The 22,126-nt window shown below is 67.2% G+C and carries 18 protein-coding genes; 12 read left to right on the top strand and 6 right to left on the bottom strand.

The window, feature by feature from the left end:
- Nucleotides 1-31 precede the first annotated feature (31 nt).
- Genes IB257_RS16625 through IB257_RS16635 form a run of 3 tightly spaced genes read left to right on the top strand, consistent with a single transcriptional unit; the run spans nt 32 to nt 5,846 of the window.
- On the top strand, nt 32-1,228 hold the full coding sequence (locus IB257_RS16625) for an efflux RND transporter periplasmic adaptor subunit (protein ID WP_192492586.1): 1,197 nt from the start codon (nt 32-34) through the stop codon (nt 1,226-1,228).
- Nucleotides 1,225-4,398, top strand: coding sequence for an efflux RND transporter permease subunit (locus IB257_RS16630; protein WP_192492587.1), 3,174 nt, complete (start codon nt 1,225-1,227; stop codon nt 4,396-4,398). The genes IB257_RS16625 and IB257_RS16630 overlap by 4 nt, the downstream gene beginning before the upstream one ends.
- Nucleotides 4,399-4,400: 2 nt before the next feature.
- On the top strand, nt 4,401-5,846 hold the full coding sequence (locus tag IB257_RS16635) for an efflux transporter outer membrane subunit (RefSeq protein ID WP_192354727.1): 1,446 nt from the start codon (nt 4,401-4,403) through the stop codon (nt 5,844-5,846).
- 67 nt (nt 5,847-5,913) lie between these two features.
- Here the strand turns inward: IB257_RS16635 and IB257_RS16640 are convergent, their stop codons facing one another.
- Complete coding sequence (locus tag IB257_RS16640) at nt 5,914-6,684, bottom strand: IclR family transcriptional regulator (protein ID WP_082400661.1); 771 nt, start codon at nt 6,682-6,684, stop codon at nt 5,914-5,916.
- 259 nt (nt 6,685-6,943) lie between these two features.
- Here IB257_RS16640 and IB257_RS16645 point away from each other — a divergent pair, with 259 nt between their 5' ends.
- From IB257_RS16645 to IB257_RS16685, 9 genes are all read left to right on the top strand, one after another.
- Complete coding sequence (locus IB257_RS16645) at nt 6,944-7,957, top strand: tripartite tricarboxylate transporter substrate binding protein (RefSeq protein WP_054450434.1); 1,014 nt, start codon at nt 6,944-6,946, stop codon at nt 7,955-7,957.
- Nucleotides 7,957-8,841 (top strand): polysaccharide deacetylase family protein, encoded by an 885-nt coding sequence (locus IB257_RS16650; RefSeq protein ID WP_192329896.1) that lies wholly within the window; start codon nt 7,957-7,959, stop codon nt 8,839-8,841. Before IB257_RS16645 ends, IB257_RS16650 begins: the two co-directional genes overlap by 1 nt.
- Nucleotides 8,838-9,602: a polysaccharide deacetylase family protein gene (locus IB257_RS16655; protein ID WP_125473042.1), complete on the top strand. Its 765-nt coding sequence runs from the start codon at nt 8,838-8,840 to the stop codon at nt 9,600-9,602. Before IB257_RS16650 ends, IB257_RS16655 begins: the two co-directional genes overlap by 4 nt.
- Before the next feature lie 126 nt (nt 9,603-9,728).
- Nucleotides 9,729-10,865, top strand: a complete 1,137-nt coding sequence (locus IB257_RS16660) for a C45 family peptidase (RefSeq protein ID WP_054451307.1) — start codon at nt 9,729-9,731, stop codon at nt 10,863-10,865.
- 36 nt (nt 10,866-10,901) lie between these two features.
- On the top strand, nt 10,902-12,467 hold the full coding sequence (locus tag IB257_RS16665; RefSeq protein ID WP_054450431.1) for an ABC transporter substrate-binding protein: 1,566 nt from the start codon (nt 10,902-10,904) through the stop codon (nt 12,465-12,467).
- A 586-nt stretch (nt 12,468-13,053) separates the two neighbouring features.
- Nucleotides 13,054-13,692 (top strand): GntR family transcriptional regulator, encoded by a 639-nt coding sequence (locus IB257_RS16670; protein ID WP_054450430.1) that lies wholly within the window; start codon nt 13,054-13,056, stop codon nt 13,690-13,692.
- A 1-nt stretch (nt 13,693) separates the two neighbouring features.
- A complete protein-coding gene (locus tag IB257_RS16675; RefSeq protein ID WP_225588993.1) occupies nt 13,694-14,191 on the top strand; it encodes an ureidoglycolate lyase in 498 nt (165 codons plus the stop codon).
- 24 nt (nt 14,192-14,215) lie between these two features.
- The gene (locus tag IB257_RS16680; protein ID WP_119449043.1) at nt 14,216-15,142 is read left to right on the top strand and encodes an allantoinase PuuE; all 927 of its coding nucleotides are present in this window, start codon (nt 14,216-14,218) and stop codon (nt 15,140-15,142) included.
- Nucleotides 15,143-15,185: 43 nt separating this feature from the next.
- Nucleotides 15,186-16,181: a tripartite tricarboxylate transporter substrate binding protein gene (locus tag IB257_RS16685; RefSeq protein ID WP_119449042.1), complete on the top strand. Its 996-nt coding sequence runs from the start codon at nt 15,186-15,188 to the stop codon at nt 16,179-16,181.
- Nucleotides 16,182-16,226: 45 nt separating this feature from the next.
- On the opposite strand, the gene IB257_RS16690 is transcribed toward IB257_RS16685, so the two are convergent.
- The 5 genes from IB257_RS16690 to IB257_RS16710 all read right to left on the bottom strand — a co-directional run bounded on the left by IB257_RS16690 (nt 16,227) and on the right by IB257_RS16710 (nt 22,099).
- Nucleotides 16,227-17,786, bottom strand: coding sequence for an ABC transporter substrate-binding protein (locus tag IB257_RS16690; protein ID WP_192492588.1), 1,560 nt, complete (start codon nt 17,784-17,786; stop codon nt 16,227-16,229).
- 186 nt (nt 17,787-17,972) lie between these two features.
- Nucleotides 17,973-18,593 (bottom strand): GntR family transcriptional regulator, encoded by a 621-nt coding sequence (locus IB257_RS16695; RefSeq protein ID WP_054450425.1) that lies wholly within the window; start codon nt 18,591-18,593, stop codon nt 17,973-17,975.
- A gap of 91 nt (nt 18,594-18,684) precedes the next feature.
- Nucleotides 18,685-20,340, bottom strand: a complete 1,656-nt coding sequence (locus IB257_RS16700; protein ID WP_175181212.1) for an ABC transporter ATP-binding protein — start codon at nt 20,338-20,340, stop codon at nt 18,685-18,687.
- Nucleotides 20,340-21,158 (bottom strand): ABC transporter permease, encoded by an 819-nt coding sequence (locus tag IB257_RS16705; protein ID WP_054450421.1) that lies wholly within the window; start codon nt 21,156-21,158, stop codon nt 20,340-20,342. Before IB257_RS16705 ends, IB257_RS16700 begins: the two co-directional genes overlap by 1 nt.
- Nucleotides 21,155-22,099 (bottom strand): ABC transporter permease, encoded by a 945-nt coding sequence (locus tag IB257_RS16710; protein WP_054450419.1) that lies wholly within the window; start codon nt 22,097-22,099, stop codon nt 21,155-21,157. The genes IB257_RS16705 and IB257_RS16710 overlap by 4 nt, the downstream gene beginning before the upstream one ends.
- Between the last annotated feature and the right edge of the window lie 27 nt (nt 22,100-22,126).

Here is a 22,126-nt window from a genome sequence, read left to right on the forward strand (position 1 = left end):
ATTCCCGAATCTCCGCGCCGCGAGGTGTTCCGTGACTTGCCCTGGCCCTGCCGCACGCTTTGCCGCGCGCGCCGCCGCGGCCGCCTCTGCGGCGCCGCTTTCACCCTCCAACCGCTCCCGCCATTGGCCGCGCCTGTGGTCGCTGCCTGCCGCCGCGTCACTCGCTCTGCTGCTCGCTGCCTGCGGCCGCAATGAAGCGCCGCCGCCCGCGCCGCGCCCTGTGGTCGCCATGCCCGCCCAGGCCGATGAACGCCTGCCGGCCTGGACGCTGCCTGGCGAAGTGCAGGCGCGCTACAGCACCCCGCTGTCGTTCCGGGTCAATGGCAAGATCATCGAGCGCCAGGTCCGGCTGGGCGATGCCGTCACCCCCGGACAGATCGTCGCCAAACTGGATCCGGCCGACGCCGCCAAGAACGCGGCCAGCGCCCGCGCGCAACTGTCGGCGGCCCAGCACCAGCTGGACTACGCGCGCCAACAGCTGGACCGCGACCGCGCCCAAGCCCGCGAAAACCTGATCGCCGCGACCCAGCTGGAACAAACCCGCAACGCCTACGCCGCGGCATTGGCGCAACGCGACCAAGCTCAACAGCAGGCAGCGTTGGCGGCCGACCAGCTCAAATACACCACGTTGCAGGCCGACCATGCTGGCGTCATCACCGCGGAGCAGGCGGACACCGGACAGAACGTGGCCGCCGGCGAACCGGTCTACAGCCTGGCCTGGTCCGGCGACATCGACGCCATCTGCGACGTGCCGGAAAGCGTGCTGGCGGGCCTGGCCATCGGCCAGCGCGCCAGCGTCACGCTCGGCCCGCTGCCCGGCCAGACGTTCTCCGCGGTGCTGCGCGAGATCGCGCCGGCCGCGGATCCGCAAAGCCGCACCTATCGCGCCAAGCTCACGCTGGAATCCCCGACCCCGGACGTGCGCCTGGGCATGACGGCCAATATCAGCTTCGACAACCGCTCCGGCGAAAACCTGACGACCTACACCGTGCCGGCCACCGCGCTGTTCCATGACGGCCCCGCGCCCGCCGTGTGGGTCGTCAAGCCGGACGCCGACACGCTGGAGCTGCGCCGCGTCGAGGTGCTGCGCTACGACGCCCGCACCGTCACCCTGTCCAAGGGCCTGCAGGCGGGCGAACGCGTGGTCTGGCAAGGCGTGCACGCGGTGGCCGCCGGCGAGAAAGTCCGCGCCGTGCCGCCGCTGCATCCCGAGGATTTCGCCTCATGAGCGGCCCGCAGCATGACGCTTCCGTGCAGGCGCCTCGCCACGAGGAAGGCCGGTTCAACCTGTCGGCATGGGCGCTGCGGCACCAGCCGCTGGTCATCTTCATCATCACGCTGATCACGCTCTTCGGCGTCCTGTCGTACTCGAAGCTGGCGCAATCGGAAGATCCGCCTTTCACCTTCCGCGTCATGGTCATCAAGACGCTATGGCCCGGCGCCACTGCGCAGCAGGTGCAGGAGCAGGTCACCGACCGCATCGCCAAGAAGCTGCAGGAAGCCCCCAACACGGACTTCATGCGCAGCTACTCGCGGCCGGGCGAATCGCTGATCTTCTACACCATGAAGGACTCCGCGCCCGCCAGCACCGTGGCCGAACAGTGGTACCAGGTGCGCAAGAAGGTCGGCGACATTGCAGCCACGCTGCCACCGGGCCTGCAAGGCCCCTTCTTCAACGACGAATTCGGCGACGTCTATACCAACATCTACACGCTGCAGGGCGACGGCTTTTCGCCCGCGCAGCTGCATGACTACGCCGACCGGCTGCGCACCGTGCTGCTGCGCGTGCCGGGCGTGGCCAAGGTGGACTACTTCGGCGATCAGCCTGAGCACATCTACGTCGAGATCTCCAACACCCAGCTCACGCGGCTGGGCGTGTCGCCGCAGCAGATCGCCCAGGCCATCAACAGCCAGAACGCCGTGACGAGCGCGGGCACGCTGACCACCGCCGACGACCGCATCTTCGTGCGGCCCAGCGGCCAGTACGCCAACAGCCGCGTCCTGGCCGACACGCTGATCCGGGTCAACGGCAAATCGATCCGGCTGGGCGACATCGCCACCATCCGCCGCGGCTACCAGGATCCGGCCATCGAGCAGATGCGGCTGGGCGGCAACGCCGTACTGGGCATAGGCATCACCATGCAGCCGGGGCGCGACGTGGTCCATCTGGGCAAGGCTTTGAGCGCCAAGTTCGAGGAACTCCAGGCCCAGTTGCCCGCCGGGCTGACGCTGAAGGAAGTCTCCAGCATGCCCAAGGCGGTATCGCATTCGGTCGACGACTTCCTGCGCTCCGTGGCCGAAGCCGTGGCCATCGTGCTGGCGGTGAGCCTGGTATCCCTGGGCCTGCGCACCGGCATGGTGGTGGTCATCTCGATCCCGGTGGTGCTGGCGGTCACGGCGCTGTTCATGGACATGTTCGGCATCGGCCTGCACAAGGTATCGCTGGGCACGCTGGTGCTGGCGCTGGGCCTGCTGGTGGACGACGCCATCATCGCGGTCGAGATGATGGCGGTAAAGCTTGAACAGGGCTGGAGCCGCGCGCGCGCCGCTGCATTCGCCTACACCAGCACTGCCTTTCCCATGCTGACCGGCACGCTGGTCACGGTGGCGGGCTTCCTGCCGATCGCGCTGGCCAAGTCCAGCACGGGCGAATACACCCGTTCCATCTTCCAGGTGTCCGCCATCGCGCTGATCACCTCGTGGTTCGCCGCCGTGGTGCTGATCCCTTTGCTGGGCTACCGCATGCTGCCGGAACGCAAGCGCGAAGCCCATCTGCCCGACGACCACGAACACGACATCTACAACACCCGCTTTTATCAGCGCCTGCGCGGCTGGGTGGGCTGGTGCGTGGACCGCCGCTACCTGGTGCTGGGCGCCACGGCGCTGATCTTCGTCGTGTCCATGGCCTGCTTCCGCTTCGTGCCACAACAGTTCTTCCCCAGTTCCGACCGCAGCGAACTGCTGGTGGACGTGCGCCTGCAGGAAGGCGCCTCGTTCGCGGCTACGCTGCGCCAGGTCGAGCGGCTGGAAAAGGCGCTGGAGGGCCGTCCGGAAATCGATCACTCGGTCAGCTTCGTTGGCACCGGCGCACCGCGCTTCTACCTGCCGCTGGACCAGCAGCTCGCCACCCCGAACTTTGCCCAGCTGGTCATCACCACGCATTCGGTGGAGGACCGCGAGAAGCTCGCGCAATGGTTGCAGCCGGTGCTGCGCGAGCAGTTCCCGGCCATACGCAGCCGCCTGTCGCGCCTGGAGAACGGCCCGCCCGTGGGCTTCCAGGTGCAGTTCCGCGTGAGCGGCGACAGGATCGCCGACGTGCGCGCCGTGGCCGAGCAAGTGGCCGCCGAGGTCCGCGCCGATCCGCGCTCGACCAATGTGCAGTTCGACTGGGACGAACCGTCCGAACGTTCGGTGCGCTTCGAGATCGACCAGCAAAAGGCGCGCGAGCTGGGCGTCAGTTCCAGCGATATCTCGGACTTCCTGGCCATGACCCTGTCGGGCTACGCGGTCACGCAATACCGCGAACGCGACAAGCTGATCACCGTGAGCCTGCGCGCGCCGCAAGAGGAGCGGATCGATCCCGCGCGCCTGGCCACCCTGGCCATGCCCACGCCCAACGGCGCGGTGCCGCTGGGCAGCCTGGGCCACGTGCGCTATGACCTGGAGTATGGCGTCATCTGGGAACGCGACCGCCAGCCCACCATCACGGTGCAGGCGGACGTCGCGGCGGACGCGCAAGGCATAGACGTCACCCGCGCCATCGATGCCAAGCTCAACACCCTGCGCGCCGGGTTGCCCGTCGGCTACCGCATCGAGGTGGGCGGCCCGGTGGAAGAAAGCGCAAAAGGCCAGTCCTCGATCAATGCCCAGATGCCGCTGATGGCGGTGGCCGTGCTGACCCTGCTGATGCTGCAGCTGCAAAGCTTCGCCCGCGTGCTGATGGTGGTGCTGACCGCGCCGCTGGGGCTGATAGGCGTGGTCGCGGCGTTGCTGCTGTTCGGCAAGCCCTTCGGCTTCGTGGCCATGCTGGGCGTGATCGCCATGTTCGGCATCATCATGCGCAATTCGGTCATCCTGGTGGATCAGATCGAACAGGACATCGGCGCCGGCCACAAGCGCGTGGACGCCATCGTCGGCGCCACGGTGCGGCGTTTCCGCCCGATCACGCTGACGGCCGCGGCCGCCGTGCTGGCGCTGATTCCGCTGTTGCGCAGCAACTTCTTCGGCCCCATGGCCACCGCCCTGATGGGCGGCATCACCATCGCCACCGTGCTGACGCTGTTCTTCCTGCCGGCCCTGTATGCCGCGTGGTTCCGCGTCCGCCACGACGAGCGCGACGAACCCGAAGGCGTGCCGCCGGGCGCCAACGCCGGCGACACGGTGGAACGGGGAGCATGACGATGACCCAACTTTCCTTGCGCGTGGCCGCCCTGCCCTTGATGCTGGCGCTGGGCGCCTGCGCCTTCGCGCCCAGCAGCAAGCCGCCCGCAGTCGCGCAACCGACGCAGTACGGCGTCGAAGCCACGCCCCCCGCGAGCGCCGCCGCCCAGGGCGTTGCGCAGCGCTTCGAGCAAGGCGCGCGGCCCGTGCCCGAATGGTGGAAGCGCTATGAATCGGAGGCGCTGAACGCGCTGGTGGCCGAAGGTCTCGCCAACAGCCCGGACCTTGCCGCCGCCGAACGCAACCTGGCCGGCGCGCGCGAACAGCTGCGCGGCCAGGTGAATTCATCGTTACTGCCTTCGGTGGACGCGGGCGCCGATGCCTCCCGCCGGCGCGCGCTGACCATGCCGAACCTGCCCGAACCGACGGCGCAATACAACGTCTTCACCGGCCAGGTCCACGCCAAGTACGACCTGGACCTGTTCGGCGCGGCGCGTTTTGCCAACGCCTCGCTCGCGGCCCAGGTCGAGCAGCAGGCCTTTCAGCTGGAGTCGGCCCGCCGTTCGCTCGCCAGCAACATCGTCACAGGCGCCATCACTGCAGCGGCGCTGGCCGAACGCGTGGCGTTGACGGAGAAGCAGGTGGTGCTGGCGCGGCAGGTCGCGCGCGACACGCAGCGCCGCTACGAACTGGGCTCGGCCTCGCAGAACGACGCGCTGGACGCGGACCAGGACGCCGCCACGCTGGAAGCGTCGCTACCCGGCCTGCGCGCGCGCTGGCATGCGACGCGCCATGCGCTGGCGGTGCTGCTGGGCCGCAATCCGGACCAGGCTCCGCCCGATCTCGCCTTCAGCATGCTGGCCGTGCCGCAACAAGTGCCGGTGGTGGTGCCGTCCGAACTGCTGGCCGCGCGCCCGGACATCCTGTTCGCCGATGCGGTGGTGCAGGCCGCGGCGGCCGACGTGGGCTTGGCCACCGCGCAGCTGTTCCCCAGCCTGTCCTTGTCCGCGTCCATGGGCAAGAGCGGCTTCAATTGGCCCGCTGCGATGTCGGGCGCCGGCGCCGTCTGGGCCATCGGCGCTTCGCTCACGCAGCCTATCTTCCATGGCGGGGCGCTACTGGCCGAGCGCAGCGCGGCCAAGGAACGCTACGAAGCCGCGTTGCTGCAATACAAGCAGACCGTGCTGACCGCCTTCCGCGACGTGGCCGACACGCTGTCGCGGCTGGACGCCGACGGGCAGGCGCTGGCCTCCGCCGAAGCGTCGCGCCGCGCCGCGGAGCAGTCCTACCGCAACACCGCCAGCCGCGTGCGGCTGGGCGCGCTGGCGCCATATACCGAGTACGCCGCCGAGCAGTACTACGTGGCGGCCCGCCTGCGCGAGATCGAATACGCCAATGCGCGCCTGACCGAAACGGCGGCGCTGTTCCAGGCCATGGGGTCGCCGGCCCGCGCCGCGCAGCAATAGGCGCATCCGGCCACATCCGGCGACACGCGGCCATGGCCGCGGCGGATCGGCAAGCAAACCCTCGCGCTCACGGCGCGGGGGCTTGTTCCTTCATGCGCGTGGCCAGCGCCAGCGATTCGATGCGGCGGGCGGCCGACTGCAGCAAGGCCGTGGTCTTGTCCTGCGCGATAGTGTTGAGCCGAGCCGCAAGAAAGGTGACGGTCAGCGCGCCGAACACGCGCCGGTCTTCCTGGAACACCGGCACCGCGATGCCCGCCCGTTCTGGCGAGATCTCGCCCACTCCCAGATAAAAACCCTGCACCCGGATCCGGTCCAGCTTGCCGGTGAATTCGGCCTGCGTCGCCCCCAGGCCCAGGTCGCGGATCTCGTCCGCATGGGCCTCGTACAGGCGGCGCTGATCCTTGCGCGGCAGGAAAGCCACGATGGTCTTGGCCGTGGCGCCGCGGAACAGCGGATGGGCGCGGCCGCGGCCGTGCGGAATGCCCAGTTCGTCGGGTCCGCGCTCGTGGTGGATGTTGAGGATGCGCAGGCCGTGGATCACGCTGAGCAATACGTCGCCGCCCACCTGATCCACCACCTCGCGCATGATCGGACGCGCCACGCCCAGCACCGGATCGCCGTCGATGATGAGGTGGTCCAGTTCGATGATGCGCGGCCCCAGCTTGTAGCCTTCGCCGGTCACGCGCAGCAGATAGCCCAGGTCCGTCAGGTCGCGGATGTAGCGGTAGCCCGTGGGCGCCGAATACGACAGGCGCGAAATGATCTCTTCCGCCGACAGCACCGGGGTTTCCAGGCTGAAGAGGTCAAGTATCGCTAGGGCTCGCTTCAGGGTGGACATGGCGGTCGTGGGACGGGGAACAACGCGGGATCGGGCGCAGCGTATCACAGGGATGCCCGCGGCGCGCCTGGGCCATAGGCGCTGACTACCAGATCCTGACTCCCCTCCAGACGCAAACTATCGTTTTTCTATTTTTTATCATTTATAGATAAAAACTAATTGGATTAGATAATTTTTTATCGAATAATGATATTCAAGCAATGGGCAGATTGACGTCCAACACGCCACTGCACCTGCGGAAAACATCAGGGGAAAATCCATGAAGCAGTCTTGCGGCACCAAGGGCGGCATCAGCCGCCGGCATTTCCTGGGGGCTTCGGCCGCCACCTTGGCCAGCGCGGCGCTGGCGCGGCCCGGCCGCGCCTGGGCGGCCGGTTATCCGGCCGAACGCGCCATCCAGTTCATCGTGCCCTTCCCCGCTGGCGGCGGCACCGACCTGGTGGCGCGTCCGCTGGCCCAGGGCATCGGCGAAGCGCTCAAACAAAGCGTGGTCGTCATCAACAAGGGTGGCGCCGCAGGCAACATCGGTACCCAGCAGGCCGCGCGTTCGGCGCCGGACGGCTACACCATCGCGCTGGGCTCCACCGGTACGCACACGGTGAACCAGAGCCTGTACGAGAACATCGGCTATGACCCGGTCAAGGACTTCGAACCGGTGTCCATGGTCTGCTACTACAACAACGTGCTGGTGGTGCATCCGTCGTTTCCGGCGCGCACGCTGCAGGAGCTGGTCGCCATCATCAAGGCCAATCCGGGCAAGTACTTCTATGGCATCACGCAGAACGGCAGCTCTGCGCACCTGGCCATGGAACTGCTCAAGGCCACGGCCGGCCTGGACCTGCCCGGCGTGCCGTACAAGGGCGCGGCAGCCGCGGTCAACGACTTCCTGGGCGGACAGTTCCCGATCCTGATGGATGTGGTGATCAACCAGCAGCAATTTATCCGCGGCGGCAAGTCGCGCCCGCTGGCCGTGACCTCGGCGCAGCGCGCGCAGGCGCTGCCCGACGTGCCGACCGTGGCGGAATCGGGCTTTCCCGGCTATCAGGCCATAGGCTGGAACGGCGTGTTCGCGCCCGCGGGCACGTCCGCCGCCATCATCCAGACGCTCAATGGCGCCGTGCAAAGCGCGCTCAAGCAGCCCGCCCTGGAGCAATTGACGCAGAACGGGCTGGAGCTGCACGGCAGCACCCCGCAAGAACTGAGCCGTTTCGTCGCCACCGAAAGCGAAAAGTGGCGCACGCTGATCAAGAGCGCCAACATCAAGGCCACCTGATGCAACGCATACCCTATGGCGTCCCCGTGGACGCCCACTCCAATCCCTGGCTGGCGCTGGACCGCGAGCTGCGCGCGCAGGGCCTGCGCGCCGCGGGCGCCGCGCCGGTGCGCGCGGTGGTCTGCGTCACCGTCCACGTCGACGGCCCCGCCGTCGAGGTCGGCCGCAAGCAGTTCCCGGCCGGTCCCCACACCGCGGGCCGCTATGCCATCCGCCGCGGCGTGGCGCGGCATCTGGAGATCCTGGCGCGCCACGGCATGCCGGCCACGTTCTTTGCCTGCGGCTATGACGTCGAGCACTATCCGGCGACCTTCCACGACATCCTGGACGCGGGCCACGAGATCGCCGCCCACGGCTATCTGCATGAAGCCTGGGACCTGGGCGATGACGAGCCCGCGCTGCTGGAAAAGACCCACCGCATCATCCAGCGCGAGCTGGGCGTAACGCCCGCGGGCTGGTGCTCGCCCTCGGGCCGCAAGAGCCATCGCACCCTGCCCGCGCTGCGGCGGCTGGGTTACTGCTACGACGCCAGCGAAAAGGACCAGGACCGTCCCTACCTGCCGGCGGACACGACGGACTTCATCATGCTGCCGAACAACACGGTCTCGCTGGACGACTATCCGTTCTACTTCTCGGGCCACAGCCTCGCCGCGGAAGCCTGTGACAACTGGGTGCAGGAATTCGAGGCGCTGCGCGCAGCCGAAGGCTATGTGCACCTGACCGTACACCCCAAGGCCGCCGGCGGCTCCGGCACGCCGGCCCGCGCCGCGGCGCTGGACCGCTTCCTGGCCTATCTGGCCGCACAACCCGATGTGCATGTCATGACGCTGGAAGCGCTGGCGCGGCACTGCCTGGCCCGCCCCGACGCCTGGAGAAGCGCATGAGCGCCGACAAAACCGTACTGGTCACCATCAATGTGCAGGGCATCGGCCCCGAAGCCGCGACCCAGCCCGAAACCTCGCTGCACGGGCGCGACGCGCATGGCCGCTACACCTACGGCGGCGGGCTGGCGCGCGTGCTGGACATGCTGCGCCGCCAGGACATCCGCGCCACGCTGTTCTGGCCGGTATTCGAAGCCGAACGCTGCCGCGGCCTGCTGGAGCAGAGCCTGCGCGACGGCCACGAGGCCGCCTCGCACGGCAATGCCTACGAAGACCTGCCCGCGCTGGGCGAGCGCGAAGGCGAAGTGCTGGAACGGGCCCGCGACCGGCTGGCCGAACTGACCGGCTCCGCCCCGCAAGGCTTTCGCTATGCCAGCGCGTTTACCGCCAATACCGTGCCGCTGCTGCACCAGCTCGGCTATCGCTACGACAGCAGCGCCATCGACGACGACGCCCCCTACGCGCTGGACGCGGACGGCGGCCCCGGCATGGTGGAGCTGCCCTGGAGCGAAGGCCTGTGCGACGCCACCCATTTCAGCCGCCGCGTGACGCAGGACCGTGCCTATGCGCACTGGGTGGAGCAAGGCGATGCGCTGCTGGCGACCGATGGTTATGCCTGCCTGACCCTGCATCCGCGCGCCGACAACGGCGTCGGCCGCGCGGCCAGGTTGGTGAAAGTCGAGCAATTGCTGGAGCGCTTCCGCGCCGCAGGCGCCAGCTTCAAGACCTGCTCCGAGCTGGCCGCCTCCCCCCATACGCGCTGAACGCAAGACGCCCATGGCGTGCTTGCACTGGTAAACCCTGAGCAATATTGGCGCCAAAATAAGCTAACATTTTTTCGCCATCCAATTCCCACCCCCAGATTGCGGCGCGGCGCGCCGCCCAAGTCCATGACCCAGATCACCCAATTTCCCTTCGTATCGGTTTCGGGCGCGCCCGAGGCCCGCGGCCGCTCGTATGGCCAGCAAGCCGCCGACCGCGTGCGCAAGAGCGCCAAGATGTACGGCCAGACCCTGGTCGACCTGGGCTATGACGCCATGGCGCGCACCCAGCTGATCAATGGCTTCGCCCGCGAGATCGAGAACTTCGCGCCGCACTACCTGGAAGAAATGCGCGGCATCGCCGCGGGCGCCGACGTGCCTTTCGAAGACATCGTGATGGTGAACGCGCGCACCGAAGTCATCGCCAAGGCCCGCGCCGAGAAGAAGAAGGCCGCCGAGCTGGAGCCGGGCGACGGCTGCACCGGCGCGCTGATCCTGCCGACCCGCTCGGCCAACGGCCGCCTGATCCATGGCCAGAACTGGGACTGGCGCGCGGAATGCGCCGAGACCGCCATCGTGCTGCGCGTGCGCAACGACAACGGCCCCGACATGCTGACCTTCGTCGAAGCGGGCGGACTGGCGCGCAGCGGCCTGAACAGCGCCGGCGTCTCGATCACCGCCAACTACCTGGAGTCCGACCGCGACTTCCGCCAGCTGGGCGTGCCGCTTTCGTTGATCCGCCGCAAGGTGCTGGAACAGGAACACTTCGCGCTGGCGATCAAGGCGGTGGCGACCACGCCCAAGTCCTGCTCGAACAACATCATGATCGGCATGGCGGCGGGCTTCGGCGTCGACTACGAATGCACCACCGATGAAGCCTTCCCCATCTACCCGGGCAGCGACGATCTCATCGTCCACGCCAACCACTGGGTCAGCGAAGTGGCCCTGAGCAAGCTGCGCGACACGGGCCGCGCCAGCACGCCGGAAAGCGCTTACCGCGACTGGCGCGTGCGCCGCCTGCTGAACGAGGAATCCAAGCTGACGCGCGAAGACTTGAAGCGCGCGCTGTTCGATGACTTCGGCGCGCCCTATTCCGTGTGCCGTCCGCCGCGCCCCGGCAGCCACGACAATCTGTCGGCCACGGTGGCGATGGTGATCATGGAGCCCGAGGCCGGCCTGATGGAAGTGGCGCCGCTGCCGGCGCTGAACCGCAGTTTCACCCGCTACAGCCTGACCGCCGAACCCGAACTGCTGGCTGCCGCCTGAAGCGGCGCGCCCGCGCAACCCCAGGAAAACGTATCGATGAAAAACCATTTGTTGAGCGCCGCGGTTGCGCTGGCGCTGGGCTCCATGGCCGGCGCGGCCTGGGCGCAATCCGCCCCGCCGCTGCGCATTTCGTTCACGGCCGATATCCGCTCCACCGAACCCGGCGTGAACCGCGACAGCAACAGCGACGCGGTGGTGCTGCACATCGTCGAGGGCCTGGTGGCCTACGGAGAGGACGCCGAGGTGCGGCCGCTGCTGGCCAAGTCGGTGGATATCAGCGCGGACGGCAAGACCTATACCTTCAAGCTGCGCGAAGGCATCAAGTTCCACAACGGCAAGCCGATGACGTCGGCCGACGTGCTGTGGACCTGGCAGCATTACACCGCGGCCAATTCGGGCTGGCGTTGCGCCAGCGAGTTCGACGGGCGCGGCACGGTCAAGGTGACGGGCGTGGAAGCGCCGGACGCGCAGACCGTGGTCTACCACATCGAAAAGCCCAGCAGCCTGTTCCTGGCGACGCTGGCGCGCGCCGACTGCGGCGGCACTGGCATCCTGTCCAAGGATTCGGTGCGGGCGGACGGTTCCTGGGACAAGCCCATCGGCACCGGGCCGTTCGAATTGGCGGAATGGAAGCGCGGCGAGTACGTGCGGCTGACGAAGTTCGCGGGCTATTCGAACCTGGACGGCAAGCGTGACGGTTATACGGGATCGAAACGGCCGCTGGTGGACGAGGTGCGCTTCCTGATCGTGCCGGACGATTCCACCGCCAAGGCGGCCCTGCAGCGCGGCAACATCGACATCATCGAGGACGTGTCCAATAGCGACGTGCCGGTGCTGCAAGGCACGCCGAACGTCAAGGTGGCGCATGCGCCGGTGATGAGCATGACGGCATTGCTGATGCAGACCAAGGATCCGGTGCTGGCCAATCCGAAAATGCGGCAGGCGCTGGCGCACGCGATCGATTACCAGCAACTGGCGGCGGCGGTGACGGAAGGCCTGGCTCAGCCCAACAATTCGATCGTTCCGCTGGTGTCGCCCTACTATGACGCGGCGCAGAAGCAGGGCTGGAACTACGATCCGGCGCTGGCGCAGAAGCTGCTGGGCGAAGCGGGCTACAAGGGGCAGGATCTGACGATCCTGACGACCAAGCGCTATCCGCAGTCGTACAACTCGGCGGTGATCATCCAGGCGATGCTGCAGGCGGTGGGGATCAAGGCGCAGTTGTCGGTGGTGGAATGGGCGACGCAGCTGGACCGCTATAACGCGGGCACTTACCAGATGATGACGTTCCCCTATTCGGCGCGGCTGGATGCGGCGCTGAACTACGAGATGGTGACGGGGGACAAGGCGAAGCAGCCGCGCAAGGTCTGGGACAATCCGCAGGCGCTGAAGCTGATCGAGGCGGCGTCGTCGGATACGGATCATGCGAAGCGGCAGGCTTCGTTTGATCAGCTGCATAGGCTGTTCCTGGCGGATGTGCCTAGTATTCCTTTGTATAACGGGTTGGATATTGGGGCTTATCGGGCGGATATCAGGGGGTATCAGCCTTGGGCGGTCAAGAAGCCGCGGGCTTGGGAGGTGGAGCGGGTTTCGGCGCCTTGATGTTGGTTTTGTTGTCTTTGTTGGTGCCTTCGTTGTCTTCGTAGGTCGCCCGGCGGCGCGGGCCCTGAGGCTGCTCGCGCCCACGATTGCGGTCCGGAGCGTTCGCTCCGGACTGCCCCGTCGTCATCGTCGTCACCGCCTGCGGCGGCTCCTTCCGATTCCCTCGGGCGCATCGAGGTTGCTCGCAGCCTCAGGGCCCGCGCCGCCGGGCTACGAGTTTCTTGGTTCGCTGCGCGGTTAGACCCGTGGGTAGTGGCGAGGTTTGCGGGGCCCGCCGCTTGCGGCCGCGCAGGCGGCCGCAAGCAGCTTACGTGGTGGTGGGGCGTCGGGGCGGTGTGCGCTGGCGCGCTGGCGTGGGTCTTGTTTTTTCTCTACTCGCAGTTTCCTCTCCCCGCAGTTTTCCCTCCGCTTTTTTCTTCTTCTCCCCGTCTCACTCCTCTCAGATTGGCTGGCAGCATCAGTCCGGCCTATTAGGGATACTACTGGTATCTCTTTGGGATACCAGTGGGGTACCTTCTCGTCCATTGCGCCGGACGGCAACTCGGAGTCTCTGCCGTCCGCGCCTTTTTCTTACGCTGCAATACACATGAACGCTACGCAACGCACCTATCAAACCCTGCTGGACCAGATCGTTTCGCGCCGGATTCCGGCGGGGGAAGTGTTGGAGGAACGCCGACTGGCGGATGAGCTGGAGGTGTCGCGCACGCCTTTGCGCGCGGCCATGAACCGGTTGTTGGGTGAAGGGATGCTGGAGCGGCTGTCCAACGGGTCCATCGTGGTGCGCTCGTTTGGCGTGACGGACCTGCTGGAGCTGCTACAGATCCGCAGCCTGCTGGAGAGCGAAGCCGCGGCGATGGCGACCGGGCGGATTCCGGCGGAGCCGTTGGAAGGGCTGCGGGCGCGGCTGCAGGCTTTGCTGGATGCGAAGACGCCGGACGAGAAGTCGGATTGGGAGGTCGACAACGCGCTGCACGATCTGGTGGCGGCGTATTGCGGCAACCGGAATCTGGCGACGATGATCACGGCGACGCGGCGGCAGGTGCGGATGTGCGATGTGGAGCGGCTGCCGCAGCGGCAGGTGCAGGCGCGGGAAGAACATCTGGCGATTGTGGAAGCGCTGCTGTCGGGGGAATCGACCCGGGCGCGTCAGGCGATGGCGGCGCATCTGGAGAACGTGCGGCGCAGCTACGTGAATTCGCTGGGGTATCTGAGCCATGGCGCGTGACATGGATGTCTCCCCGCTCGTGATCCGCCCGCGGCCGCTCACGCCGGAGGCCTTCGCGCCTTATGGCGAAGTGATCGCGCACCAGGGCGCGGAGCGCCGTCACCATCTGACCGAGCCCATGCGGCACAGCCCCGAAGTTGTGCGGCACGCCAGCTGGGTCAGCCGGGTGCAGGCGGCGCCGCCCGGGCCGGTGGAGATCCGGCTGATGGAGCGCCACCGCTATGCGGCGCAGAGTTTCGTGCCGCTGACGGACTCGCCCTATCTGGTGGTGGTGGCGCCTACCGGGGCCGACGACCTGCCCGACATGGCGCGGCTGGAAGCGTTTCTCGCAACCGGCAGCCAGGGCGTGTGCTACCGCGTGGGCGCCTGGCATCACGGCCTGACCGTGCTGCGGGGGCCGGCGGAGTTCCTGGTCCTGATGGGCCAGACCGGCCGCGGCGATGACGACGAGTTCTGGCAGGCTCCGGCTCCGCACGCCCTGGTTTCGATTTCCGATTGACTCTATCCCGATGGCTAGCCCGCTATGACTACCGATCATCCCCACTTGCGCCGCGATTTCGTCGGCTACGGCGCCAACCCGCCCGATCCCCGTTGGCCGGGCGGCGCGCGCCTGGCGTTGAATCTCTGCATCAACTACGAGGAAGGCGGCGAGCCTTCGGTGCCGGACGGCGACGCTGAATCCGAAACCGGACTGACCGAGGGCGGCGCGGGCGGCTTCGCCGGGCGCGACCTGGCGGCAGAGTCGATGTTCGAGTATGGCAGCCGGATCGGCTTCTGGCGCGTGCACCGGCTGCTGCAGGAGCGCGGCATGGCGGCCACGATACTGGGCTGCGGCCTGGCGCTGGAACGCAATCCGGAAGTCTGCGAGGCCATCAAGGCGGCGGGCTATGACGTGTGCGCGCACGGCTGGCGCTGGGAACGGCACCAGAACCTGACGCTGGAAGAGGAACGCGAGCGCATCCGCCGCACCGTGGAATCGATCACCCGCACGGTGGGCTCGCGGCCGCTGGGCTGGTATTGCCGCTACGGCCCCAGCCTGAACACCCGCGCCCTGCTGGCCGAGGAAGGCGGATTTCTCTACGACTCCGACACCTACAACGACGAGCTGCCCTACTGGACCGAAGTTGCCGGCAAGCCTCATCTGCTGGTGCCCTACGGCCTGGCCAACAACGACGCCAAGTTCATCCGCGGCGGCATGGCCACGGGGCAGGACCTGTTCGAGTACCTGCGCGACGCGTTCGACATGCTGTACGAGGAAGGCGCCACGGCTCCCAAGATGATGTCCGTGGGGCTGCATCTGCGCCTGGTCGGCCAGCCGGGCCGCGCGGCGGGCCTGGCGCGCTTCCTGGACCACGTGGCGGCGCACGGCGACGTCTGGGTCTGCCGGCGCGCCGACATCGCGCGCCACTGGCATGCGCACCATCCGGCCGCCCAGGACGCCGCGCGCTGATTCATTTTCTGCATCGCCCACGTTTTCTCATCAGGAGAGCAGCATGTCGAAGTACCAGAAAATCAATCGCCGCGGCCTGCTGGCCACGGCCCTGGCCGGGTTGCTGGCGCTGGGCCTGAGCCCGGCGGCGCAAGCCGAGGCCTATCCCAGCAAACCGATCCGCATCGTCGTGCCCTTCCCGCCCGGCGGCGCGGCCGACACCCTGGCGCGTGCTCTGTCGCAGCAGTTGAACGACACGCTGGGCAAGCAGGTCATCGTGGAAAACCGCGCCGGCGCGGGCGGCACCATCGGCACCAATGCGGTGGCGCGAGCGGAGCCCGACGGCTACACGCTGCTGCTGGGCAACGTGTCCACGCTGGCCATCGCGCCCAGCCTGTATCCGAACCTGAACTACGACCCGGTCAAGGACTTCACGCCGATCACGCTGGTGGGCAAGAGCCCGCTGGTATTCGCGGTCAATCCGGGCCTGCAGGCGAAGAACCTGCCCGAGCTGATCGCCCTGGCGAACAAGGATCCGGGCAAGCTGACCTTCGGCTCTTCCGGCGCGGGCAGCATCACCCACCTGACCGGCGAAGTACTGAACCTGGCCACGGGCGGGAAACTGGTGCACGTGCCTTACAAGGGCAGCGCGCCCGTGCTGCTGGCGGTGGCCTCGGGCGAGTTGAGCATGGGCGTGACGCAGGTGGTGGAGATGCTGCCGCAGTACAAGGGCGGCCGGGTCGGCGCCGCGGCGGTGACGGGTATCGAGAAGTCGCCCGCCCTGCCCGAAGTCACGACCGCCGCATCGCAAGGCGTGAAGGGACTGGAAGCCACCACTTGGTACAGCCTGATGGCGCCCGCCGGCGTGCCGGCGGAAGTGGTGCAGCGCCTGCAACCGGCGCTGGAGAAGGTGCTGACCAACGCCGAGCTGCGCAAGCGTTTTGCCGACGAGGGCCTGATCCTGGCGCCGTCCACGCAGGCCGAGCTGAGTGCGTTCCTGGGCAATGAAGTGCGCGATTGGGCCGCGGTGATCAAGCAGGCGGGCGTGAAGCTCGACTAGCGATTCAGGCCGGGCCGCACTCGCGGCCCGGCGCCGTCAAGCGTCTTACTTGCCGTCGCGGACCTTGGTTTCCCAGGCCCGCGGCTTGCCTTCCCAGACCGAGAATCCTTCCACGCGCTTGCTGGATGCCCATGCATCCGCGCCGTTGTACAGCATCAGCATGGGGGTCTGTTCCAGCATCAGGGCGTGCAGCTGGTCGAACAGCGCCTGGCGCTTGGCCGGATCGGATTCGAGAAAGCTCTCATCGATCAGCTTCTGCGCCGCCGGGTCATCCCAGACCTTGCGCGGCTGCTTGGCCTTGTCGCCCGAAAATTGCTCGAAGCTCAGCGACGGATCCAGGCGCGAAGAGAACGAGAACGAGCTGATCTGGTACTTGCCGGTGTTGTAGCGGTCCAGCTGCGTGGCCCATTCCAGCACCTCGATCTTGGCGTTGATGCCCACCGCCTGCATCATGGCCTGGGCGATCACCGCGACTTGATAGCTCGGTACGTGGGCGCGCTTGTTGGCGTAGATGACCACGGGCTCGCCCTTGTAGCCGGCTTCCTTCAGCAATTGCTGCGCCCGGGCCGGATCGTATTTGTAGCCGCGCTTTTCCGCGTCCTTGTAATAAGCCGACCCCGCGTAGACGGCGGAATTGTTCAGCTGGCCCAGGCCTTCTGAGGCGGCGGCCACGACCTGCGGAATATCCAGCGAGGCGGCGATGGCCTGGCGGATCTTCACATTCTTCAGGACCGGATCCTCGGTCTGGAACAGCAGCACGTGCTTGACCGCGTCATGCGGGCTGAACACCGTCAGGTTCTTGGCGTTCTTCAGTTCGCCCACGTCGGTGTTGGTGATCTGCGCGGCGTCGATCGCGCCCGACAGCAGGCCTGCCTTCGAAGTGGAAGGATCCGGCACCACCAGGAATTTGACCTCGTCGGCCAGCGGACGCTTGGACCCCACGTAGCCGTCCGGTTTGTCGCCGGCGGGCGAGACGTAGTCCTTGTAGGCCGTCAGCAAGGTGTATTCGCCGCGCTTCCAGTCCTTGAACATGTAGGGGCCGGTGCCCACCGGCTTGATCCAGGAACCGTCGGCCGCGACCGAATCCTTGGAGATGATGGCGGTCATGCCGCAATCGGTGCGGGCCAGCGAATCCAGGAACACGGCCGACTTTCGGTCCACCTTCATCACCACGGTCTGCGCGTCGGGCGCGGACACGTCCGTCACTTTCAGGCCGTTGCGGCCGTCGAAGTCGCTGCGGCAGCGCCAGTCCGTCTTGGGATCCATGTAGCGCTGCCAGCTCCAGATCACGTCGGCCGAGGTCAGCGCGGCGCCGTTGTGAAACTTGACGCCGTCGCGCAGCTTGAAGGTGTAGGTCAGGCCGTCTTCCGACAGGTCCACCGACTTCGCCAGCAGAGGGCCCACAGTGCCGTTCTCGCGGTAGCCGACCAGGCCTTCCACGATGTTGAGCACCACGCCGTCGGTGGTGTTGTCGCGGTTGACGCCGGGGTTGGTCGAGCGGATGTCGGCGGGCTGGGCGATGGTCAGCAGCGCGGCCTGGGCCGAACCGGCGGCGGCCAGCGCCAGGCTGAGCGCGAGCGCTCTAGGTACGAAAACGTGGTGCATGCAAAAACTCCCCGGCGTGCGGCGCAAAATTCACGCATATATTGGCGCCAAAATTAGCTGCCCATTATGAGCGGAATGCGCCGCTCCGCTATCGGGGGTATCCCTGAAGACGCCGCCGGAATGAAAAACGGCGGCCTTCTTTCCGAAGGCCGCCGCATGCGTGCAGCGCGGGACACGCTGGCAGCGTCAGGAGATGTCCTGCCCCACGTGCTGGGCAATGATTTTTTGCAGACGCTTGACGTCGCGGGCTTCCAGCGCGTCCACCATGTCGAAATGCTCGCGCGCGGAGATCTCGATGCGCGAACGCGTCACCCATTCCTTGGCTGGCGCCGCCGGGCCGCGGGCGCGCGTTTCGTGGATCAGCGCGACCAGTTCGCGATTGCGGCACATGTCGTACATGCCCGCGTGGAAAGCCAGGTTGACCTCGTACTGTTCCAGCAGCGTGCCGTCCTGCAACAGCTTGGCGAAGCGTTCGGCCAGGGTGCGCAGTGCCTTGACTTTGCCCGCGGTGACGTTGGGCATCAGGTCCGCCGCCGCGCCCGTTTCCAGCAGGATGCGGATGTCGCGGATCTGCAGATGCTGGTCCGGATCCATGGCATAGACGTGATAGCCCCGGTTCGGGATGTGCGCGATCAGCCGCTTGGCGGCCAATTGGTCTAGCGCCCGCCGGACGTCCAGACGCTTGGCGTCGTAGCGTTCCTGCAGGTCGATCTGTTTCAGCCAGGCGCCGGGACCGTAAACGCCCGCCTGTATATCGTGGGCGATGCGATCAACCAGGCCGGGTTGCGCCGTTGCCGCTTTCGGCATGGACCACTCCCGTCTATCAAATCCGAAGCGCGTATTTTATGCGTAAGTATCCCTGGGGTACGGCGCCGTCGCCCCCTGGGATACCCGGCCCTCAGGCGCTGGCCCGCAACGGCTCCTGTTGGTCCAGCCGCCAGCGCAGGCGCACGCCGCCGGTATCGGTGGATTCCAGCGCCGGAATCGCCGACAGCAGGCTGCGGGTGTATTCCTCTTGCGGCTGGTCGAACACGGCGTCGCGCGAGCCCTGCTCGACGATGCCGCCGTCACGCATCACCACCACGCGGTCGGCCACCTGCTCCACCACGCCCAGGTCGTGGCTGATGAACAGGCAGGAAAAGCCGTGGCGTTCCTGCAGGTCGGCAAACAGGTCCAGCACCTGCGCGCGCACGGTCACGTCCAGCGCGGACACCGGCTCATCGGCGATGACGAAGGCCGGACGGCGCACGATGGCGCGGGCGATCGCCACGCGCTGACGCTGCCCGCCCGACATCTCGTGCGGATAGCGCTTGGCGTACTCGGAGCCCAGGCCCACTTCGGCCAGCACTTCGTCCACCCGGCGTCGCTTTTCCGCCGCGGGCATGTCGTCCAGCATGCGCAGGCCCTCGCCCACCAGTTGGCCGATGGTCATGCGCGGGTCCAGCGAGGAATACGGATCCTGGAACACCATCTGGCAGTTCAGCCGGTAGTCGCGCCAGGACGCCGACCGGCGGTTCACCGGTTGGCCACGGAACAGGATCTGGCCCGAAGTGGGCGCCAGCAGTCCGGCAATGGCCCGGCCCAGCGTGGTCTTGCCCGAACCCGAGCCGCCCACCACCGCCACCACTTCGCGCGGCTTGACGTGCAGGTCGATGCCGTTGAGCGCGCGCTTGGCGCCGGTGCGCGAGAACAGCCGCTGGTGGCCGGCGTAATCGACCACCAGGTTCTTGACCTCGACGATGGGCGGCTCCTTGCCCAGTTGACGCGCCGGCAGCCGGCGCGGCATGGCGTCCAGCAGCTTGCGCGTGTAGGGATGCTGCGGCCGCTCCAGGATGCTGGCGGTGGCGCCGGTCTCCAGCACCTTGCCATGCTGCATCACCACCATGCGCTCGGTGTAGCGCGCGACCATTGGCAGGTCGTGGCTGATCATCAGCACCGCCGTATGGTGTTCGCGGGTCAGGTCCACCATCAGTTCCAGCACGTCGCGCTGCACCACCGCGTCCAGCGCGGTGGTGGGCTCGTCGGCGATCAGCAGCGCTGGCTCCAGCAGCATCACCGATGCCAGCATCATGCGCTGGCGCATGCCGCCGGAGAACTCGTGCGGCCAGGCTTCCATCGCTCCCTTGGGATCGCGGATGCCGACCCGTCGCAGCATTTCCAGGATGCGTTCGCGGCGCGCGGCGGCGGACAGGTCCTTGCGATGCAGGCGCAGGCCCTCATCCAGCTGGCGGCCGATTGGCATGGACGGATTCAGCGAGGTCATCGGCTCCTGGAACACCATGCCGATGCGCGCGCCGCGCAGCTTGCGCAGCGCAGCCGGCGACGCCTGCGTCACGTCCACGCCTTCGAACTTGATGGAGCCGCCAGCCACCACCAGCGGCGACGGCGTCAGGCCCATGATGGCGCGCGCGGCCTGCGTCTTGCCGCTGCCGGATTCGCCGACGATGCCGACCATCTCGCCGGGCGCCACCTCGAAGGACACTCCGCTGACGATCTCGCGCCCGCCGGGGCCGACGGTCAGCGACAGATTCGATACCGATACCAATGCGCTCATTACACGCCCCTCATGCGGGGATCGAGGCGGTCACGCACCGCGTCGCCCAGCAGATTGATTCCCAGCAGCGCGAGCGCGATGGCCAGGCCGGGAAGTATGGATAGATAGGAAGCCTGCGCCATGAACGGTCGGGCAGCGGCCAGCATGTTGCCCCAGGTGGGCGCGGGAGGCGGTACGCCCAGGCCCAGGAAGGACAGCGCGCTTTCCGCCAGGATCACCCAGCCGAACATGGAGGTCGCCAGCACCGTCAGCGGCGCCACGCAATTGGGCAGCACATGGCGGAACATGGTGTAAAGCTCGGAGTTGCCCAGCACGCGCGAGGATTCGATGAACTCCTTCTCGCGCAGCGACAGCACCGTGCCGCGCACGATGCGCGTCACCGAGGGCGTGTAGGCCAGGCCCAGCGCCAGGATGATGCCGTATTTGTTGGCGCCCACCACGGCCAGCAGGCCCAGCGCCAGCAGCAGGCCGGGAAAGGCCAGCAAGGCATTGTTGAAGGCCATGATGATGCGGTCGGTCCAGCCCCGCACAAAGCCGGTCAGGGTGCCGATGATCGTGCCCGCGACGATGGCGAAGCTTACCGTCAGCAGGCTGATCCAGACGCTGCTGGAAGCCCCCGCCAGCAGGCGCGACAGCTCGTCGCGGCCGAATTCGTCCGTGCCCAGCAGGAACTCGCCGCCAGGCGGCTTCAGGCGCGCCACGAAGTTGATCTTGAGCGGGTCATGCGGCGTCCAGAAGGCGCCCATGACCGCCGCCACCAGCATCAGCGCCACGATGACGCCGCCCAGTAGCGCGTTGGCTGCAATTCGCTTTTTCATTCGGCGGTCACTCTCGGGTCAAAGAGGGGATAGCAAAGGTCGATGAACAGGTTCACGATCACGTAGACCACGCCCACGAACAGCAGACAGCCCTGGATCACGGGGTAGTCGCGAGCGAAGATGGAGTCCACCAGCAGACGCCCCAGGCCGGGGATGGTGAATACCGTTTCCACCACCGCGATGCCGCCCAGCAGGTTGCCCAGCACCAGGCCGATCAGCGTCCAGGTGGGTCCGAAGGCATTGCGGAACGCGTGGCGCATCAGCACCGCGGATTCCGACAGCCCCTTGGCGCGCGCATGGGTGATGTAGTCCAGCCGCAGCACTTCCAGCGTGCTGGCCCGCGCCATGCGCATCAGCACGCCGATCTCATGCAGGAACAGCGTCAGGATGGGCATGGCCAGGTACAGCAGGCCGGCCTTCCAGTCCTCGCCGATGGACACGTAGCCCACCACTGGCAGCCACTGCAGCTTGAGGCCGAAGAAGATCAGCAGCAGCAAACCCAGCCAGAAGGTCGGAATCGACACCAGCAACGTCGCCGTGCCGACCAGGAACAGGTCAGGCGCCTTGTTCTGCTTCCAGGCGGCGATCATGCCGGCCGGCACCGCCACCAGCGCGGCAAACAGCACCGCCACCACCACCACGCGGCCGCTGATCAGGAAGCGGTCCCACACCAGCGGCAGCACCGGCTGGCCGGTATTGATGGACGATCCCAGGTCCCCGTGCAGCATGTTGCCGAACCAGATGCCGAACTGGGTAAGCCAGGTCTGGTCCAGCCCCAGCCGCTCCCGCAGGTCAGCCAGCGCGGCTGGCGTCGCCAGGTCGCCCAGCAGCAGTTGGGCGGGGTCGCCCGGGATGAGCCGGATCATCACGAATACCGCCACCGCCACGATCAGCAGCGTCGGTATGGCCATGACGATCCGGGATAGCGCAAAACGCAGCATGCCCCTCTCCTATTCCTGGTCACGGAC

Origin of the sequence: Achromobacter sp. ACM03 (assembly GCF_014851665.1) — a bacterium.
GTDB classification, from domain to species: domain Bacteria; phylum Pseudomonadota; class Gammaproteobacteria; order Burkholderiales; family Burkholderiaceae_B; genus Achromobacter; species Achromobacter aegrifaciens.

Excerpts from the sequence above, each read along its gene's own strand:
- IB257_RS16685 (WP_119449042.1), top strand. The coding sequence starts at position 15,186 with ATGTCGAAGTACCAGAAAATCAATCGCCGCGGCCTGCTGGCCACGGCC.
- IB257_RS16680 (WP_119449043.1), top strand. The coding sequence starts at position 14,216 with ATGACTACCGATCATCCCCACTTGCGCCGCGATTTCGTCGGCTACGGC.
- IB257_RS16650 (WP_192329896.1), top strand. The coding sequence starts at position 7,957 with ATGCAACGCATACCCTATGGCGTCCCCGTGGACGCCCACTCCAATCCC.
- IB257_RS16660 (WP_054451307.1), top strand. The coding sequence starts at position 9,729 with ATGACCCAGATCACCCAATTTCCCTTCGTATCGGTTTCGGGCGCGCCC.
- IB257_RS16710 (WP_054450419.1), bottom strand. The coding sequence starts at position 22,099 with ATGCTGCGTTTTGCGCTATCCCGGATCGTCATGGCCATACCGACGCTG.
- IB257_RS16695 (WP_054450425.1), bottom strand. The coding sequence starts at position 18,593 with ATGCCGAAAGCGGCAACGGCGCAACCCGGCCTGGTTGATCGCATCGCC.
- IB257_RS16670 (WP_054450430.1), top strand. The coding sequence starts at position 13,054 with ATGAACGCTACGCAACGCACCTATCAAACCCTGCTGGACCAGATCGTT.
- IB257_RS16705 (WP_054450421.1), bottom strand. The coding sequence starts at position 21,158 with ATGAAAAAGCGAATTGCAGCCAACGCGCTACTGGGCGGCGTCATCGTG.
- IB257_RS16645 (WP_054450434.1), top strand. The coding sequence starts at position 6,944 with ATGAAGCAGTCTTGCGGCACCAAGGGCGGCATCAGCCGCCGGCATTTC.
- IB257_RS16690 (WP_192492588.1), bottom strand. The coding sequence starts at position 17,786 with ATGCACCACGTTTTCGTACCTAGAGCGCTCGCGCTCAGCCTGGCGCTG.
- IB257_RS16655 (WP_125473042.1), top strand. The coding sequence starts at position 8,838 with ATGAGCGCCGACAAAACCGTACTGGTCACCATCAATGTGCAGGGCATC.
- IB257_RS16640 (WP_082400661.1), bottom strand. The coding sequence starts at position 6,684 with ATGTCCACCCTGAAGCGAGCCCTAGCGATACTTGACCTCTTCAGCCTG.
- IB257_RS16630 (WP_192492587.1), top strand. The coding sequence starts at position 1,225 with ATGAGCGGCCCGCAGCATGACGCTTCCGTGCAGGCGCCTCGCCACGAG.
- IB257_RS16700 (WP_175181212.1), bottom strand. The coding sequence starts at position 20,340 with ATGAGCGCATTGGTATCGGTATCGAATCTGTCGCTGACCGTCGGCCCC.
- IB257_RS16675 (WP_225588993.1), top strand. The coding sequence starts at position 13,694 with ATGGATGTCTCCCCGCTCGTGATCCGCCCGCGGCCGCTCACGCCGGAG.
- IB257_RS16665 (WP_054450431.1), top strand. The coding sequence starts at position 10,902 with ATGAAAAACCATTTGTTGAGCGCCGCGGTTGCGCTGGCGCTGGGCTCC.
- IB257_RS16635 (WP_192354727.1), top strand. The coding sequence starts at position 4,401 with ATGACCCAACTTTCCTTGCGCGTGGCCGCCCTGCCCTTGATGCTGGCG.